The organism is Cryobacterium algoricola (genome assembly GCF_004402485.1).
GTDB classification, from domain to species: Bacteria; Actinomycetota; Actinomycetes; order Actinomycetales; family Microbacteriaceae; genus Cryobacterium; species Cryobacterium algoricola.
Map to the genome: position 1 here is coordinate 31,861 of NZ_SOFG01000009.1, position 17,286 is coordinate 49,146.

Consider the following 17,286-nt stretch of genomic DNA (forward strand, 5'->3'; position numbering starts at 1 on the left):
CGAGTCTAGGGAGAAGCGGGCGGATCTGCTGCCGGACACTCGCAAAGCACGGCTGATCAGCCGAGCTCTGCCAGCCAGGATCGGGCAGAGGTCTCCCACTTCGCGTAATAGTCGGGGAAGGCGGAGAGCTGAACGGCCTGCGCCGCCTGGGTGACGGTCAACCCCTCCCAGCCGACGATGTCAAGGAGTCCGCGGGTGACCCCGGGGTTCGGGTTCCCTGCGCCGCCGAAGAACGCCAGGCTCGCGCGGACGGGGTCCATCACCTGGTCCGGCGACCCCCAGCCCTTGCCCGGTCGCTGCTGGAAGAGACCGAGCGAATCCCTGTCCCCGTAGTTGACGTTCCGCAGCCCCGATTCCTGGGCGGCGGCGACGAGGGCGACGACGAGGCCCTGGTCGCTCACGCCGGCCGCACGCCCGGTCGCCACGATGATCCGGGCGTTGGCTCGCATCTCGTCGGAGAGAGGGGTCACCTGGCCGAGAGCGGCGGTCGGTGCCGGTGTCGGCGCGGGCAGTGGGGTGACAGATGCGACCGCGACCGATTCCGCGACGGCCGCCGGGATCGAGAGCTCCTGGCCGGGGTAGATGATGCTCGACCAGCCGAGGTTGTTCGCCTGCAGGATCGCACGAATGGAGACTCCGGTGGCCGCTGCGATCATGGACACGGTTTCTCCCGTTGCGATCGTGTGCCGGGCGCCGGGGGCCGCCGTCGTCGCACTGGCGAGCGCAACCGCAGGGGCCGCCGCCGCAGGGGCGGAACCGGAGGGAATCACGAGGGACTGACCGGGGAAGATGATGCTGGCCCTGTCGAGGCCGTTGGCGCTCAGCACGGCCGCGACCGAGATGCCGTGTGCGGCGGCGATGCCGCTGATGGTGTCTCCCGTCACGATCGAGTAGCGCGTGAGCTCGCTGGCAACCGGGGTGGGCGCGGGGGCCGCCGCGGGGGCGGCGCCGTCAGCGAGGGTGAGCTGCTGGCCGGGGAAGATCTTCGTCGACCAGCTCAGGCCGTTGCGTGCGAGCACGGCAGCGGTCGAGAGGCCGAACCGGCTTGCGATCCCGCTCACGGTGTCACCGGAGACGACCGTGTACTGGCTCGGGGCCGCCTCGGACTGAACGCGTTGCGCAGGGACGCCGGTGGGAGCGGATGCCGGCAGCTGGGCGGGGACCTTGAGCGGCTTCCGGCTCAGGGTTGCGGCCTGGGCGGGAGAGGCGAGGTTGAGGCTGATGGCGACCGAGCAGACCACGGCGAGCGGCAGGGCCGCGAAGAGGCCGAGTGCGCGGGATCGGACACCGGTGGACTTGTGGCGCCGGGCGGGGGCGGGCTCACTCCCGGTCGGTGGTCGGACGATTCTGCTGGACTGTGCTGTCATGACGCTCCATTCAGATTGATCTGACACTCAGATGCTGTCGAGCCGAAAACTGCCGTTCGAGCTTGAGACTGGCTACAACCTTCAACGTGTCCACGAGCGTTAACTTGTCCACGACCTTCAACGCTGGCATACATGACCGCCGGAGTCAATCGGAATGACCCCCATCCGGGCCTCATCGAACCTGCGTCGGGGCATTCGGTGTTTGTCGTCGCCCGGGAATCATGGGAGGCTTGGAGCGTGACCGATTCGTTTTCAGATCAACCCTGGCTGACCATTCCCGACCTCGTTACCCTGCTCGGGACCAGTCAAAGCCGGGTGCGCCAACTCATCGATGACAAGCAGCTCCTCGCGATCCGCCGCAACGGCGTGATCGCGGTTCCGGCCGCATTCATCAAGGACGGCACCCCACTGCCCGAACTTCGCGGCACCCTGATCGTGCTGGCCGACGACGGCTTCACCGACGAGCAGGCCATGCAGTGGCTGCTCGAGGTCGATGACAGCCTCGGCGTCCCGCCGATCCAGGCGCTCCTCGCCGGTCGCAAGGCCGAGGTCCGCCGCGTCGCGCAGGCACTCGCGTAGCTTTCCGCGTCCTGACGCTCAGAACGATCGGCGCGTCACCGTTTCGGCGAGCGTCTCGAGCTGCTGCCGCACCTCGGGGGCGATCGGAGAGGCGTGCAGCGCAATGCGCGCATCCGCCACCTGGTCCGTGATCAGGGTCTCGACACTCTCGACGGCTCCGCTGGCCCGGATGAGTTCCTGCAGGGACAGGATCTGGGCCGCATCGAGTCCCGGGTCTCCCAGGAGTCCGTCGAGGTAGTCCCGCGCGGCCGGTTCGAGCGCGGTTCTGGTGAGCGCGATGAGCACGGTGCGCTTGCCCTCCCGCAGGTCGTCACCGCTCGGCTTCCCGGTGACAGACGCGTCGCCGAACACTCCGAGCAGGTCGTCCCTCAGCTGGTACGCGATGCCGAGGGGAAGCCCGAAGGCGCGCAGCGCGTCGAGATGGGCCGTGTCGGCGCCCGCGAGGGCTGCGCCGATGACGAGTGGAGCCTGGACGCTGTACTTCGCGGACTTGAAGACGATGACCCGCATGGCACGTTCGAGCAGCTCTTCTTCGGGCTGCACGAGCCAGGCTCGTTCCTCGAGGATGTCGAGGTACTGACCGGCGGTCACCTCCGTGCGCATCTGATTGAATTCGTGGCGCCCGAGCCTGGCCGCGACGGGATCGGCCGAGGCCTGGAGGCCCTCGTCGAGGAGCTCGTCGCTCCACCCGAGGAGCAAGTCCCCGAGCAGGATTGCGGACGCCCTGCCGAACTCGACGGGAGCGCCGGCCCAGCCTCCTGCGGCATGCAGGGATTCGAAGAGTTTGTGCGCGGATGCCGAGCCCCTGCGGGTGTCCGAATTGTCGATGATGTCGTCGTGGACGAGGGCTGCGGCATGGAATATTTCGAGGGCAGCAGCCGCCGCGATGACCGGCGATGAATCCAGCGCGGCCGAGCCGGGGACGCTCTGCCAGCCTCGCTGACAGAACTGCGCCCGGAAGCGCTTACCACCGCTGAGAAACTGCCGTGAGAAGTTCACCAGCGCGCTAAGATCCGGGCTGACAGTAGTCACAATGAGTTGACGGGTTTTCAGGAATTCGTCGATGCGAGTTTGAACCAGATCGACCAGTTGATTGCTTTCAGCCACCCGCCTAGCCTAGCTATCGCGGCGGGGCTAGAATTGGGATTCACCGGTGATCCTACAGAGGAGGAATAAGATGCCGCTTTCGGAACAAGAGCAGCGACTCCTTGAAGAAATGGAGCGCGGGCTCTACCACAACGACTCCGACTTCGTCGCGACCGTTGGCGGTTCATCGCTCCGCCCGAACTACCGCTCGATCGCCCTCGGGGTGCTCGCGGTGGTCGCCGGTATCGGGGGACTGATCGCCGGGGTTGCGGTGCAGCAGCTCTGGATCGGAATCCTCGGCTTCGTGGTCATGTTCGCCGGAGTCCTGCTCGCGACATCACCGGGCAAGGCCGCACGCAGATTGTCCTCCTCCGGATTCTCGTCCACGGGCAAGTCGTCATCCGGAACCAACCGGTCGCGCACCTCGGGGTCCGGCAAGTCCGGGCGCGGGTTCATGGACCGCCTCAATGACCGCTGGGACCGACGCCAGGACGGCAACTGACCCACACCCTCCACCGCACGACCTGAATTCAACAAAAGCAGGGCCGATCACTGATCGGCCCTTTTTTTGTGCCCAAAATCGCCCGCGAATCGCGATATACAGCCAATTTTCCTCCACCCGAGAGTTGGCCTGTTCATCTGGTATTTTTCTAAGAAATAGCACGTTGATCGTGTAATTTTCGGTATTCGTGGTTCAAAGTGGAGTAAAGTGGAGTAACACCTGAACTTGGCCGGAAGAGAAGGGGTGATGAATGTTCCTCGGGACCTATGCCCCCAAGCTCGACGACAAGGGACGCGTCATCCTTCCTGCGAAGTTCCGCGAGCAGCTGTCCACCGGCATCGTGATGACCCGCGGCCAGGAACACTGCCTCTACGTCTTCACGACCCGGGCGTTCGAGGAACTGCACGAAAAGATCAAGCAGGCACCGATTACGAGCAAGCAGGGCCGCGACTTCCTCCGGGTGTTCACCTCCGGAGCCAGTGCGGAGACTCCCGACAGCCAGAACCGCGTCACCATCCCCGCCAACCTCCGCAGCTATGCCGGCCTCGACCGTGAGCTCACCGTGATCGGCGCGGGCGACCGTGTCGAGATCTGGGACACCGAGGCCTGGGACCTCTACCTCGCCGAACAAGAGACCTCGTTCGCCAACACCACGGAGGAGGTGATTCCGGGACTCTTCTAGAACCTGGCGCCTGACTCCCAGCCGTACGCCCTGACACACTTCCCCGGTGGCAGGACTGCCGGATGGGGATCAGGATCCAGGAACTACTCCCCGGGACCATGAACATCGACGAAATCCATACCCCTGTACTGCTCGAACGCTGCGTCGAGCTCCTCGCGCCGGCTCTGAACCAGCCCGGCGCCGTGCTCGTCGACGCGACCCTCGGCATGGCCGGCCACTCGGAGGCCTTCCTGACCCGCTTCCCCGGGCTCACCCTCGTCGGCCTCGACCGCGACCTCGAGGCGCTCTCGATCGCCGAGGAACGCCTCAAGCCGTTCCGCGACCGGATCCACCTCGTGCACACCGTCTACGACGGCATCCGGGAGGCTCTCGACTCGCTCGGCATCGACGAGGTGCAGGGCGTGTTCTTCGACCTCGGTGTCTCCTCGCTCCAGCTCGACCGGGTCGAACGCGGGTTCTCGTACTCCAAGGACGCTCCGCTCGACATGCGGATGGACAACACGAGCGACCTGACCGCGGAGCACATCCTGGCCACGTACAGCGAGTCCGAGCTGCGCCGCATCTTCCACGAGTACGGCGAAGAGAAGCTCGCGGCGCGCTACGCCAAGGCGATCGTCGAGGCGAGAGCCACCGCACCGCTCCTTCGTTCCGCCGAACTCGTCGCAATCCTCACCAAGGTCACGCCCGTCGTCGTGCAGCGCACCGGCCACCCGGCCAAGCGGGTCTTCCAGGCCCTGCGCATCGAGGTCAACCAGGAACTCTCCGTGCTGGAACGCGCGATCCCCGCCGCGCTCGACGCCGTCGCCGTCCACGGCCGGATCGTCGTCGAGGCCTACCAGTCGCTCGAGGACCGGATCGTCAAGAAGGCGCTCGCGAGGGTATCCACCTCGAGCGCCCCCGCCGGCCTCCCGATCGAGCTGCCGGAACACAAGCCACTGTTCACACAGTTGATCCGGGGCGCCGAACTCGCCTCGGAAGAAGAAAAGGCGAGAAACCCCCGTGCGACGTCGGTCAGACTTCGCGCCGCTGAGCGACTGAGGAGAGCCGGATGAGCGACAATCTCGCACGCGTGCTGCGACCGAACTGGGAGAGTGCCCCCCGGCACGACACCCCCGACCAGAAACCCCTGGACGCTCCGGCTCAGCCGGGCTCGCGGCTCCGCCACATCGAGATCGTCGCGACGCGCAGCCAGCGCCGCGCGCGTCCCAAGATCGCCTTCGCCCTGTCCGCTGTCGCCGGCCTCGCGGTGATCATCGTCGCGCAGCTCCTGCTGAGCGTCGGAATCTCCCAGGGCGCATACGAGGTGTCCCGCTTGCAGGCCAGCCAGACGGAACTCTCCCGCACGGCCGAGAGCGTGACGGAAGACCTCGTCCGGGTCTCGTCCCCGCAGAGTCTCGCGGCCAACGCAGAGGCCATCGGCATGATCAGCAACTCCAACCCGGTCTACCTTCGCCTCTCCGATTCCGCCGTGCTCGGCGCCCCGAGTTCCGCAACTGGCAGTCAGGCCGGTGCGGCGAGTCTCGTGCCGAACGCACTGCTCACCGGCGTACCTTTGGTGACACAGCCGGCCCAGTCCACCGGGCAGGGCGCGAGCGTCGCCGGCGCCGCGACGACTTCAGCCACCGAGACGGCGCCGACGACGCCGACGACGCCGACCGCCCCAGTACCAGCCCCCGGCGCCGGACTCCCGACGCCCACGACTCGCTAACTCGCATTCCCGCCAGCGCCGGGGTGCCACAACCGCGGCCCCGTCCGCAGTAAGGAACGTGAACTGTGGGTGTCAGTGCCAGGTCGACGCGCAGCGGTAAGCGCCGCATCGCGATCACGGTCGTTCTCCTCTTCGCGATCGTCGCACTCTTCGTGGTCCGGCTCGTCGACATCCAGGTTGTTCGCGCCGACACCCTCAGCGCCGACTCGCTTGGCAACCGATCGGTCGAGCAACCCATCTACGGCTCCCGCGGGGACATCGTCGACGCCAACGGCGTCGTGCTCGCCGGAACGGTCATGCGCTACAACATCACACTGTCGCCCCGCAATGCCGTCGAGTTCACCCGCAAGACGGCAGCGGGGGACCAGACGGTCACCGTCGCCCAGGCCGCTGCGGAGGTCGGAGCCATCACCGGTCAGACCGGAGACGCGATCCTCGCGATCATCTCCTCGTCGCTCGCCGCCGATCCGGCCTCCGACTATGCCATTGTGACCAAGGCGGTGGATGTCTCGGTGTTCCGGGCCGTCGACGCGCTCGAGATTCCATGGATCTACTTCGAGAAGAAACCGGGCCGGGTGTACCCGGACGGTGCGGTCGCCGGCAACCTCGTCGGATTCACGTCGTCGGAGGGGGAGGCCCAGGCCGGCCTCGAACTTGGCCAGGATTCCTGCCTCGCGAGCACCAACGGCACGGAAACCTACGAAAAGGGCGCAGACGGCGTCCGGCTGCCGCAGAGTACCGTCACCGAGAAGGCGGCGGTCGACGGGGGAGACGTCGTGACGACGATCGACTCCGACCTGGAGTGGTTCGTTCAGCAGGCACTGGCCAAGCAGGCCCAGGCCACCGGCGCGGCGTGGGGAACGGTCGTGGTGCAGGAGGTCAAGACCGGGAAGCTCGTCGCGGTCGCCGACTATCCCAGTGTCGACCCGAACAACGTCAACGGAACCGCCAACCCGGACGACCGCGGTTCGCGCGCGTTCACGGCCTCCTTCGAACCGGGGTCGACCTTCAAGGCTCTCACCGCGGCATCCGTGCTCGACGCAGGCAAGGCGACCGTCGGCACCCAGGTCGTCGCGCCATACCGGTACCTGCCGGGCAATGGCGCGAACATCAACGACAGCTCGGGGCACGCCGACCTGCACCTCACCCTCACGGGCGTTCTGATCGAGTCCTCGAACACCGGCATGTCCAAGTTCGGCGAGCTGCTGACCGACAAGCAGCGCTACGACTACATGACCAAGTTCGGCCTCGGCACCGAGACAGAGGCGGGCTTCCCGGCCGAGGACACCGGAATCCTGCACCCCTACGACGAATGGGACCCGCAGACCAAGTACGCCACGATGTTCGGGCAGGGCCTGACCACGACGGCGCTACAGGTCTCGAGCATCTACCAGACCATCGCCAACAAGGGCGTCCGGATGCCCGTCCAGCTCGTGGCCGGCTGCCGCCAGGCCGACGGGACCATGACGAATGTCCCGGCAGCCGCGGGAACCCAGGTGGTTTCGGCCTCCGCAGCGCACGACACCTCGGACATGCTCGAGATGGTGTACCAGAAGGCCTGGCTCTCCAAGGTCTGGAACATCCCCGGCTACCGCGTCGCCACGAAGACCGGAACGGCACAGATGCCCGACGGCCACGGCGGGTACACCCATGGGTATCTCGTGTCGGTCTCCGGCTTCGCGCCGGCGGACGACCCCGAGTACGTCGTTTCGGTCAGTCTCGCCGATCCTGTTAAACTGAACACGTCTGCAGCGCCCGCTCCGATCTTCCAGGAGGTCATGAGCCAGGTGCTGAAGAAGTACCGGGCAGTTCCATCGGGCGCTCCAGCGCCTGCCCTTCCCGGTACCTGGTAAGAAAGCGAGCCCCGTGACCGAATTGGCACCATCGGCTCTCCGTCCTCAGCACCCGGTTCCGCGGTCGTTGTCGGGCATGGTTGATGAATTCGAACTTTTCCTGCGCGGCGACATCGAGGGTCTCGAAGTCTCCGGCGTGAGCATTTCCTCCCGCACGGTGCAGCCGGGCGACCTCTACGTCGGCGTGCCCGGGCGTGCGTTCCACGGCGCGAGCTTCGCCGAAGGCGCCAGGGAGGCCGGAGCCGTCGCCATCCTGACCGATGAGGCCGGCGCGCTCCTTGCGGCCGGAAGCGGCCTGCCGATCCTGGTCACCCCCGACGCCCGCGCCGCACTCGGAGCGGTCGCCGCCTGGATCTACCGCACCGACGAAAACCCGGCAACACTCTTCGCCGTGACCGGAACGAACGGCAAGACCAGCGTCGTCTACCTTCTGGTCGCCATCCTCAACCAGCTCGGCGTCGTCACGGGCCTCACGTCGACGGCCGAGCGCCGCATCGGCGACCTCGCCGTCGTGAGCTCGCTCACCACTCCGGAGGCCACCGAACTGCACGCCCTGCTCGCCAGGATGCGCGAAGCCGAGGTGCGCGCCGTCGCGATCGAGGTCTCCGCGCAGGCGCTCAGCAGGCACCGCGTCGACGGGCTCGTCTTCGACGTCGCCGGCTTCACGAACCTCAGCCACGACCACCTCGACGACTATTCCAGTCTCGACGAGTACTTCCAGGCCAAGCTCGAACTCTTCCAGCCGGACCGGTCGCGCCGCGGCGTCATCACCGTGGACTCCGAGTGGGGCCAGCGCATCGTCGCAGAGTGCCGCATCCCGGTCACGACCCTCAGCATCCACCCGGAGGTCGACGCCGACTGGCACCTCTCGATCGTCTCAGAGGACGCCCTGTACACCGAGTTCCTGCTCGAGGGGCCGGAGGGCCGCCGACTGCAGACCCGCGTTCCACTGATCGGCTGGTTCATGGCCGCGAACGCGGCACTGGCCATCCTGATGCTCGTCGAGTCCGGCTACGACCTCGAGGCCATCAATCACACCCTCGACCGTGACGGCGGCATCGACGTCTACATCCCCGGACGCACCGAACGCATCTCCGGCGACAGCGGACCGCTCGTCTACATCGACTACGGCCACAGTCCAGACGCCTTCCTCAACACCCTCGCGGCGATCCGCGCCTTCACGCCCGGCCGGCTCTTCATGGTCTTCGGCGCAGACGGGGACCGCGACACCACCAAGCGTGCTGCCATGGGCGCCATCGCGGCCAGGGGCGCCGACATCGTCGTCATCACCGACTTCCACCCCCGCTACGAGGACCCGGCCTCGATCAGGGCCGCCCTCATCGCCGGTGCCCGCGAAGCGGTACCCGACGTCGAGCTCTACGAGGTCGCGGACCCGCACGCCGCATTCCGCACCGCGCTCGGCCTCGCCGTCGAGGGCGACTCCATCCTCTACGCCGGCCCAGGACATGAGAACTACCACGAAGTGAACGGCGTCAAGATTCCCTATTCCGCCCGCGAGGATTCCCGGCTCGCACTGCGCGAAGCGGGGTGGCAGTAGATGATCGCCCTCTCCCTCTCCGAGATCGCCGGCGCCGTCAACGGCGTGCTGCGCCTCGATGGCGTCGTGGACGCCGACGGTTCGCCCATCACGCCGGCAACCATCGTTTCGGGGGCCGTGGACACGGACTCCCGCGAGATCGGCCCCGGCGGCATCTTCGTCGCCAAGCCGGGGGAGACGACCGACGGTCACCTCTTCGCTCCCGCCGCGATCGCCAACGGCGCCGCGCTTCTCATCGTCGAGCGGGCGCTCGACCTTCCCGTCGCCCAGATCCTCGTCCCGGACGCCGTCGTCGCCCTCGGCGACCTCGCCACCCTGGTTGTCGCCCGCGTTCGCGCGGAAGGCCGGCTCAAGGTCATCGGTGTGACCGGCTCCAACGGCAAGACCACCACCAAGAACCTGCTCCGCGCGATCCTCGAACGGGTCGGCCCGACCGTCGCCGCCCGCGCCTCCTTCAACAACGAGGTGGGCGCGCCGATCACCATGCTCGCCGTCGATATGGACACCCGGTTCCTCGTCGCCGAAATGGGCGCGAGCGGCATCGGCGAGATCGCCCGGCTGATCCGCATGGTCCGCCCTGACGTGGGAGTCGTCCTCAAGGTCGGCCTCGCGCACGCCGGCGAATTCGGCGGCATCGAAGCAACCCTCGCCGCCAAGACCGAGATGGTCACCGACCTCCTCGCAACGGATGTCGCGGTGCTGAACGCCGACGACCCCCGGGTCGCCGGAATGCGGGCACACACCCGCGCCCGGGTGGTCTGGTTCGGCCAGGACGCCACCGGAACCTCGCGCGCACCGGACGGAACGGACTTCTCCGGCGTGCACGCGACCGGCATCGGGGTCTCGAGCAGCGGAACCACGTTCACCCTGCACCTCGCGGGTGGCGACACCCGCCCGGTGTCCTTCCAGGTGCTCGGAGAGCACCACGTGATGAACGCCCTCGCAGCAGCCGCCACCGCGGAGGTGCTCGGGGTCGGCATCGACGACATCGTCGCAGCACTCGAGTCCGTGGTCACGGCGGAACGCTGGCGGATGCAGGTGCTCGGCGGGCGCGACGGGGTCACGATCATCAACGACGCGTACAACGCGAGCCCCGATTCGATGACGGCGGCCCTCAAGACGCTCGCCCAGATCCGGGAGCCGGGACAGCGCACCGTCGCCGTCCTCGGCGAGATGAGCGAACTCGGCGAATTCTCCGGGGACGAGCACGACCGCATCGGGCTCCTCGCCGTGCGGCTGAACATCTCCCAGCTCATCGTCGTGGGACGCGCCGCCAGACGGATGCACATCAGCACGATCAACGAGGGGTCCTGGGACGGGGAGTCCCTTTTCGTCGACGATCAGGACGACGCCTTCGCCCTCCTCACCGCGACCATCCGCCCCGGTGACACCGTGCTGGTGAAGTCCTCGAACTCGGCGGGCCTCCGGTTCCTCGGCGACCGCCTCGGGGAGTACTTCTCATGAGGGCCCTGCTCATGGCCGGCGCGATGTCGCTCGTCTTCACCCTGTCCCTGACCCCGCTGTTCATCCGGCTGTTCCACAAGCTCGGCTGGGGCCAGTTCATCCGGGACGACGGCCCGAAGAGCCACCACGCCAAGCGCGGTACCGCGACCATGGGCGGCATCGTCATCATCCTGGGCACCCTGGTCAGCTACTTCCTCGCGATGTGGCTCACCGGAACCCCGATCCCGGCGTCGCCGTTGCTCGTGCTGTTCATGATGGTCGGCCTCGGGCTCGTCGGATTCCTGGACGACTTCATCAAGACGCGCAACCAGCGCAGCCTCGGCCTCGGCGGCTGGCAGAAGATCAGCGGACAGGTGCTGGTCGCCGGGATCTTCGCCGTACTCGCGCTGCAGTTCCCGAACAAGAACGGCCTCACTCCGGCATCCACGAAGATCTCGCTGCTGCGCGACCTGCCCCTCGACTTCATGAAGCTCGGGACCATCGTCGGGATCGCCCTGTTCATCCTCTGGATCTGCTTCCTGGTGGCGGCGACCTCCAACGGCGTGAACGTCACGGACGGCCTCGACGGCCTCGCGACGGGCTCGTCGATCCTCGCCATCGGGGCGTACATCGTGATCGGCTTCTGGCAGTCCAACCAGGCCAGGTACGGGGGAGCGGACATCGGGGACATCTACCGTTCGTACAACGTGCGCGACCCGCTCGACCTCGCCATCGTCGCCGCGGCGATCGTCGGCGGTCTCATCGGCTTCCTGTGGTGGAACACCTCACCCGCCAAGATCTTCCTCGGCGACACCGGGTCCCTCGCCATCGGCGGGGCGTTGGCTGCACTCGCGATCCTCAGCCGCACCGAGCTCCTGCTCGTGCTCCTCGGCGGGCTCTTCGTGATCGAGGCAGGCTCCGTGATCGTCCAGAGGGCGTACTTCAAGGTCACCCGGGGCAAACGGATCTTCCTGATGAGCCCCATCCACCATCACTTCGAGCTCAAGGGCTGGGCCGAGGTGACCGTCGTCGTGAGGTTCTGGATCGTCGGCGGACTCCTCGTCGCTGCGGGCGTCGGCTCGTTCTACCTCGAATGGCTGACCTCATGATGAGCAACGACGCATACGACACCCACTCGGGCCATCGCCGCCTCGACGGGCTGGTCAGCTGGCACGCCGACTGGACCGGGCTCCGGGTCGCGGTGCTCGGCCTCGGCGTCACGGGCTTCGCGGCGGCGGACACCCTCGCCGAACTCGGCGCCGACGTCCTCGTTGTCGCGGGCAGCGCCCCGGACGACCGGGCCAGGCTCCTCGGCGTGATCGGCGCAGGACTCGTCCAGGCCGACCTCAGCGAGGTTCCCGCAGAGCTCGCCGCGCACCGTCCGGAACTGCTCGTCGTGAGTCCGGGCTTCCACCCCGACCACCCGCTCCTGCTCTGGGCCGCCGCGTCAGGCATCCCGGTCTGGGGCGACATCGAACTGGCCTGGCGCCTGCGCGACAAGGTCGGAGCCCCGGCCGAGTGGATCCTCGTCACCGGCACGAACGGCAAGACCACGACCGTGCAGCTCACCGCGACGATCCTCGCGGCCGCCGGCCACCGGGTCGCTCCCTGCGGCAACATCGGCGTGCCCGTCCTCGACGCCGTCCGTGACCCGGTCGGCTGGGACGTGCTCGTCGTCGAACTCTCGAGCTACCAGCTGCACCACCTGCCGCGCACCGGGCCAGGCGCCCTCGTGCCGTGGGCGAGCGTCTGCCTGAACATCGCGGACGACCACCTCGACTGGCACGGCTCCGCTGCCGCCTATCGCGAGGCCAAGGCGACCGTCTACGCCAACACCAAGATCGCCTGTGTCTACAACAAGGACGACGCGGCCACCCGCACCATGGTCGAGGACGCCGAGGTCAGCGAGGGCGCCCGCGCCATCGGCTTCGGACTCAGCGTCCCCGGCCCGAGCGACCTCGGCGTCGTCGACGGCATCCTGTGCGACCGAGCCTTCCTCGAGGACCGTCTCGACACGGCGATCGAACTGACCACCGTGCCGGAACTCCGGGCCCGCGGCCTCGGAGCCGCCCACCTCGTCGCAGATATCCTCGCCGCGAGCGCCCTCGCACGCTCCTTCGACGTCGACCCGCTCATCGTCCACGACGTGCTCGAGACCTTCCAGCTCGACGAACACCGGATCGAGATCGTGGCCGATGCCGCGGGCATCCGCTGGATCGACGACTCGAAGGCCACCAACCCGCACGCCGCGGATGCCTCACTCGCCGCATTCGAGTCCGTGGTCTGGCTCGTCGGCGGCCTGCTCAAGGGCGTCGACATCGATCACCTCGTCAAGACCCACGTGCCCCGGCTCCGCGGCGCCGTCATCATCGGAGCCGACCGGCAGGCGCTGCGGGCGGCATTCCTGCGACACGCCCCCGGGTTGCCCGTGTTCGAGATCGATGCCGCTGACACTGGACAGGTGATGCCGAACGCCGTCGCTGCCGCGGCAGGCCTCGCACAATCCGGTGACGTCGTGCTGCTCGCGCCCGCGGCGGCATCGATGGACCAGTTCTCCGACTACGCAGCACGCGGCCGCCTCTTCGCGGAGGCCGTTCACGATTATCTGGGAGGTGAGGCGGATGGCGAGACTGCCCCAGGGGCGAAAGCCTAGGACCGCAGCCCCCCACCAGCCTGCGCCAGAGGAGCACGGCCCCGCCACCCGCATCCACCTCGGACGCGTGTTCAAGGCGGAATCGACGAGTTACTTCCTGCTGCTCGGCACGACCCTGTTCCTCGTCGCCTTCGGTCTCGTGATGGTGCTGTCCTCGTCGTCGGTCGACTCCTACCTCGAGAACGCGGGCTTCTTCGGCGCCGTGCTCCGGCAGGGCGGCTTCGCGGCCGTCGGCGTGCCGCTGATGCTGTTCGTCAGCAGGTTTCCGATGAAATTCTGGCAGCGGGTGGCCTGGCCCGCCCTGATCGTCGCGTGCCTGTTGCAGTGCCTCGTCGTCTTCACCCCGCTCGGCATCGAGGTCGCGGGCAACACGAACTGGCTGTCCCTCGGCGGCGTCCAGTTCCAGCCGTCCGAAGCGATCAAGCTCGCGCTCGTGATCTGGCTCGGCATGATCCTCTCCCAGAAGCAGGATCTCCTTGACGACTGGCGCCACGTCTACATTCCGGTGTTCGGCGTTGGCGGCGGATCGATCATGCTCGTGCTGATCGGCGGCGACCTCGGAACCGTCATCATCATGGCCGGAATCCTCTTTGGCGCGCTCTTCTTCGCGGGCGTCCGGCTGCGGATGCTCGCGCTTCCGCTCCTGATCGGGACCGTGCTCGGGCTCCTCGTCGCCATCTCGAGCTCCAACCGGATGACCCGGATCCTCTCCTTCCTCAACACCGGCTGTGACGACCACACCGGAACGATCTCCGCGGCGTGCTGGCAGCCGCTGCACGGCACCTGGGCACTTGCCAACGGCGGGATCTTCGGCGTCGGGCTCGGCAATTCCAAAGCGAAATGGTCGTGGCTGCCGGCTGCGGACAACGACTACATCTTCGCGATCATCGGAGAAGAACTGGGTCTGATCGGCGCCATCGTGGTGCTCTGCATGTTCATCCTGCTCGCGTTCGCCTTCCTGCGGATCATGCGCTCGAGCACGAGCGTTCAGGCGCGCGTCTCGACGGCCGCCGTGATGGTCTGGGTCATCGGCCAGGCGCTCGTCAACATCGGTGTCGTCCTCGGCGTCTTCCCCGTGCTTGGCGTCCCGCTTCCCCTCGTCTCCGCCGGAGGTACCGCTCTGCTCTCGACCCTGATCGCGATCGGCATCGTGCTGTCCTTCGCCAGGGCGCACCAGGATCCGGTCGGGCCCGACCCCGATGTGATCACGCAGCGGGCGGCACGGCCCGGACCGAGACAGGTGTCAGAGTGACCACATACCTCCTGGCCGGCGGCGGAACCGCAGGCCACGTCAACCCCCTGCTCGCGGTCGCCGACGCGATTCGCGCGCGCGAACCCGACGCCGTCATGATCGTCCTCGGCACGAGGGAAGGCCTCGAGGCACGCCTCGTGCCCGAGCGCGGGTACGAGCTGATCTTCGTGCCGCGGCTGCCGTTCCCACGTCGCCCGAACCGCGCCGCCATCCTCTTCCTGCCCCGGTTCAACCGTGCCGTGAGCGACCTCGCCGCTGTGCTCCGCGCCAGGAAGGTCGACGTCGTCGTGGGCTTCGGCGGCTATGTGTCGACACCCGCGTACCTCGCCGCCCGCCGGGCGGGCATCCCGATCGCCATCCACGAGGCGAACTTCCGCGCCGGACTCGCGAACCGCCTCGGCGCGTGGCTGACGACGCGGGTCGGCGTCGTCTTCCCCGGAACCCGGATCCGCCACGGCCGGGTGGTGGGAATGCCGCTGCGTCCTGAGATCCAGAACCTTGACCGCGCCGGAGTCCGGGCGGAGGCGCTGCGCTTCTTCGACCTCGACCCCGACCGGCCGACCCTCCTCGTCACGGGAGGCTCGCTCGGGGCGCGCCGCCTCAACGGAACGGCGGTGGAGTCCGCCTCCGCCCTCGTCGCCGCGGGCTGGCAGGTGCTGCACATCACGGGGCAGAAGTCTGAGGTATCCGACCCGGGCATCGACCACTACCGGATGATCGAATACTGCGACCGGATGGACCTCGCCCTCGCGGGCGCGGACTTCGCCGTCTCCCGGGCCGGGGCAGGAACCGTGTGTGAGCTCAGTGCCCTCGGCATCCCCGCCGTCTACGTCCCGTACCCGGTCGGAAACGGGGAACAACGCTTCAACGCGGCCTCCGTCGTGTCCGCAGGGGGCGGCATCCTCATCGACGACGCGGCCTTCCTTCCGGCCTGGGTCGCTGACGAGCTCGTGCCGCTTCTCCGCGACCGCCCGCGGGTGCGCGCGATGGGCGAGCTCGCGGCATCCGTCGGCGGCAGGGACGGCGCGGAGCGGATGGCGGACCTCGTCGGCGAGGCCCTCGGCCGCGCACGCGGGGGCGTCAATCCGGCAATCCCCGGTGCCGACGCGTAACGTAGAGGCCGCAGCACCCCCGATTTCGACACCGGGATTCGACACTGAGATTCGACACTGAGAAGAGCGGCACCACGTGATCAAGCCCGACCTGAACCTCGTCATTCCCGCGGACCTGGGAACGGTGCATTTCGTCGGCATCGGCGGCTCCGGGATGAGCGGCATCGCCCGGCTCTTCCTCGCGGCAGGCCACACCGTGACCGGCTCCGACGTGCGCGAGTCCGCCAACGTGCTCGCCCTGCGCGAGCTCGGCGCCCGAATCGCCATCGGCCACGCCGCCGAGAACGTCGGGGACGCCGACAGCCTCGTCGTCACGGGGGCGCTCTGGCAGGACAACCCCGAATACGTCCTCGCCCTCGAGCGCGGCCTCCCGGTGCTGCACCGGGCCCAGGCCCTCGCGTGGCTCATCCAGAAGCACCGCCTCGTCTCCGTCGCCGGAGCACACGGCAAGACCACCTCGACCGGAATGATCGTCACGGGACTGCTCGGCATCGGCAAGCACCCGAGTTTCGTCAACGGCGGTGTGATCGAGTCGCTCGGCGTCTCGGCCGGCGCGGGCACGGACGACCTGTTCGTCGTCGAGGCCGACGAATCCGACGGGTCGTTCCTGCTGTACAACACGGCCATCGCGCTCGTGACGAACGTCGATCCTGACCACCTCGACCACTACGGATCCCTCGAAGCCTTCGAAGCCGCCTTCGTGCAGTTCTCCCACGCCGCGACCGAGCTCGTCGTGATCTCCTCCGACGACCCCGGCGCGGTGCGCGTCACGAGGAGCCTCACCGGCCAGAAGGTCGTCACCTTCGGGGAGGCCGCCGACGCGACCGTCCGCGTGCACTCCGTCGTGACGGACGGCCCCGTGAGCTTCTCAGTCTCGTACGCGGGTCAGGACTACTCCGCGACCCTGCGGATTCCCGGCAGGCACAACGCGATCAACGCGGCAGGCGCCTTCGCCGTGCTCGTCGGGCTCGGCTGCGACCCCGCCGCCTCGCTCGCGGCCATCGCCGGCTTCGGCGGCACCCAGCGCCGCTTCGAGCTGCACGGCACCGTCGACGGCGTCAGCGTCTACGACGACTACGCCCATCACCCGACCGAGGTCGCCGCGGCACTCACCGCCGCCCGGACCGTCGTCGGGACCGGGCGCATCATCGCCGTGCACCAGCCGCACCTGTACAGCCGCACCCGTCTGTTCGCGCAGGAGTTCGCCGACACCCTCGAGCGCACCGCAGACCAGACGGTCGTGCTCGGCGTGTACGGCGCCCGCGAGGATCCCGAACCCGGCGTGACCGGTGCCCTCGTATCCGGGAAGTTCCACGACGCAGCCAAGGTCGCGTACGTCCCCGACTGGCAGGAAGCCGCAGACTACGTTGCGAGCATCGCCCGACCGGGCGACTTCGTCGTGACCCTCGGCTGCGGTGACGTCTACCGGATCGTTCCGCAGCTGCTCGAATCGCTCGGCCACCGCGTCCAGGCCCAGGGATAGCACCGGGG

15 protein-coding genes are annotated in these 17,286 nt (G+C 67.9%); 13 read left to right on the plus strand and 2 right to left on the minus strand.

Going from position 1 to position 17,286, the window contains the following annotated elements:
* Positions 1–56 precede the first annotated feature (56 nt).
* Positions 57–1,367 (minus strand): muramidase family protein, encoded by a 1,311-nt coding sequence (locus tag E3O44_RS05435; protein WP_134533318.1) that lies wholly within the window; start codon positions 1,365–1,367, stop codon positions 57–59.
* Between the two features lie 237 nt (positions 1,368–1,604).
* Here E3O44_RS05435 and E3O44_RS05440 point away from each other — a divergent pair, with 237 nt between their 5' ends.
* Positions 1,605–1,946: an Rv2175c family DNA-binding protein gene (locus tag E3O44_RS05440; RefSeq protein WP_134533320.1), complete on the plus strand. Its 342-nt coding sequence runs from the start codon at positions 1,605–1,607 to the stop codon at positions 1,944–1,946.
* Between the two features lie 18 nt (positions 1,947–1,964).
* Here E3O44_RS05440 and E3O44_RS05445 read toward each other — a convergent pair whose 3' ends face one another.
* Complete coding sequence (locus E3O44_RS05445) at positions 1,965–3,053, minus strand: polyprenyl synthetase family protein (protein ID WP_134533322.1); 1,089 nt, start codon at positions 3,051–3,053, stop codon at positions 1,965–1,967.
* A 70-nt stretch (positions 3,054–3,123) separates the two neighbouring features.
* On the opposite strand from E3O44_RS05445, the gene E3O44_RS05450 reads away from it, so the two are divergent.
* From E3O44_RS05450 to murC, 12 genes are all read left to right on the plus strand, one after another.
* On the plus strand, positions 3,124–3,534 hold the full coding sequence (locus tag E3O44_RS05450) for a DUF3040 domain-containing protein (RefSeq protein ID WP_134533324.1): 411 nt from the start codon (positions 3,124–3,126) through the stop codon (positions 3,532–3,534).
* A gap of 250 nt (positions 3,535–3,784) precedes the next feature.
* Complete coding sequence (gene mraZ / locus E3O44_RS05455; RefSeq protein ID WP_134446101.1) at positions 3,785–4,216, plus strand: division/cell wall cluster transcriptional repressor MraZ; 432 nt, start codon at positions 3,785–3,787, stop codon at positions 4,214–4,216.
* Positions 4,217–4,314: 98 nt separating this feature from the next.
* Positions 4,315–5,268, plus strand: a complete 954-nt coding sequence (gene rsmH / locus E3O44_RS05460; protein ID WP_134533718.1) for a 16S rRNA (cytosine(1402)-N(4))-methyltransferase RsmH — start codon at positions 4,315–4,317, stop codon at positions 5,266–5,268.
* Complete coding sequence (gene ftsL, locus E3O44_RS05465) at positions 5,265–5,924, plus strand: cell division protein FtsL (protein ID WP_134533326.1); 660 nt, start codon at positions 5,265–5,267, stop codon at positions 5,922–5,924. Before rsmH ends, ftsL begins: the two co-directional genes overlap by 4 nt.
* A gap of 65 nt (positions 5,925–5,989) precedes the next feature.
* Positions 5,990–7,777 carry a peptidoglycan D,D-transpeptidase FtsI family protein gene (locus tag E3O44_RS05470; RefSeq protein WP_241976085.1) on the plus strand — a complete coding sequence of 596 codons (1,788 nt, stop codon included), beginning with the start codon at positions 5,990–5,992 and terminating at the stop codon, positions 7,775–7,777.
* Positions 7,778–7,790: 13 nt separating this feature from the next.
* Positions 7,791–9,335, plus strand: a complete 1,545-nt coding sequence (locus E3O44_RS05475) for a Mur ligase family protein (RefSeq protein ID WP_134533328.1) — start codon at positions 7,791–7,793, stop codon at positions 9,333–9,335.
* Positions 9,336–10,799, plus strand: coding sequence for a UDP-N-acetylmuramoyl-tripeptide--D-alanyl-D-alanine ligase (locus E3O44_RS05480; protein WP_134533330.1), 1,464 nt, complete (start codon positions 9,336–9,338; stop codon positions 10,797–10,799). It abuts the gene before it with no gap.
* The gene (gene mraY, locus E3O44_RS05485; RefSeq protein WP_134533332.1) at positions 10,796–11,887 is read left to right on the plus strand and encodes a phospho-N-acetylmuramoyl-pentapeptide-transferase; all 1,092 of its coding nucleotides are present in this window, start codon (positions 10,796–10,798) and stop codon (positions 11,885–11,887) included. The genes E3O44_RS05480 and mraY overlap by 4 nt, the downstream gene beginning before the upstream one ends.
* On the plus strand, positions 11,887–13,431 hold the full coding sequence (murD, locus tag E3O44_RS05490) for a UDP-N-acetylmuramoyl-L-alanine--D-glutamate ligase (RefSeq protein ID WP_134533721.1): 1,545 nt from the start codon (positions 11,887–11,889) through the stop codon (positions 13,429–13,431). Before mraY ends, murD begins: the two co-directional genes overlap by 1 nt.
* Positions 13,400–14,683, plus strand: a complete 1,284-nt coding sequence (gene ftsW / locus E3O44_RS05495) for a putative lipid II flippase FtsW (protein ID WP_134533334.1) — start codon at positions 13,400–13,402, stop codon at positions 14,681–14,683. The genes murD and ftsW overlap by 32 nt, the downstream gene beginning before the upstream one ends.
* A complete protein-coding gene (locus E3O44_RS05500) occupies positions 14,680–15,795 on the plus strand; it encodes a UDP-N-acetylglucosamine--N-acetylmuramyl-(pentapeptide) pyrophosphoryl-undecaprenol N-acetylglucosamine transferase (protein ID WP_134533336.1) in 1,116 nt (371 codons plus the stop codon). The genes ftsW and E3O44_RS05500 overlap by 4 nt, the downstream gene beginning before the upstream one ends.
* 76 nt (positions 15,796–15,871) lie before the next feature.
* Positions 15,872–17,278: a UDP-N-acetylmuramate--L-alanine ligase gene (gene murC, locus E3O44_RS05505; protein ID WP_134533338.1), complete on the plus strand. Its 1,407-nt coding sequence runs from the start codon at positions 15,872–15,874 to the stop codon at positions 17,276–17,278.
* The last annotated feature ends 8 nt before the right edge of the window (positions 17,279–17,286 follow it).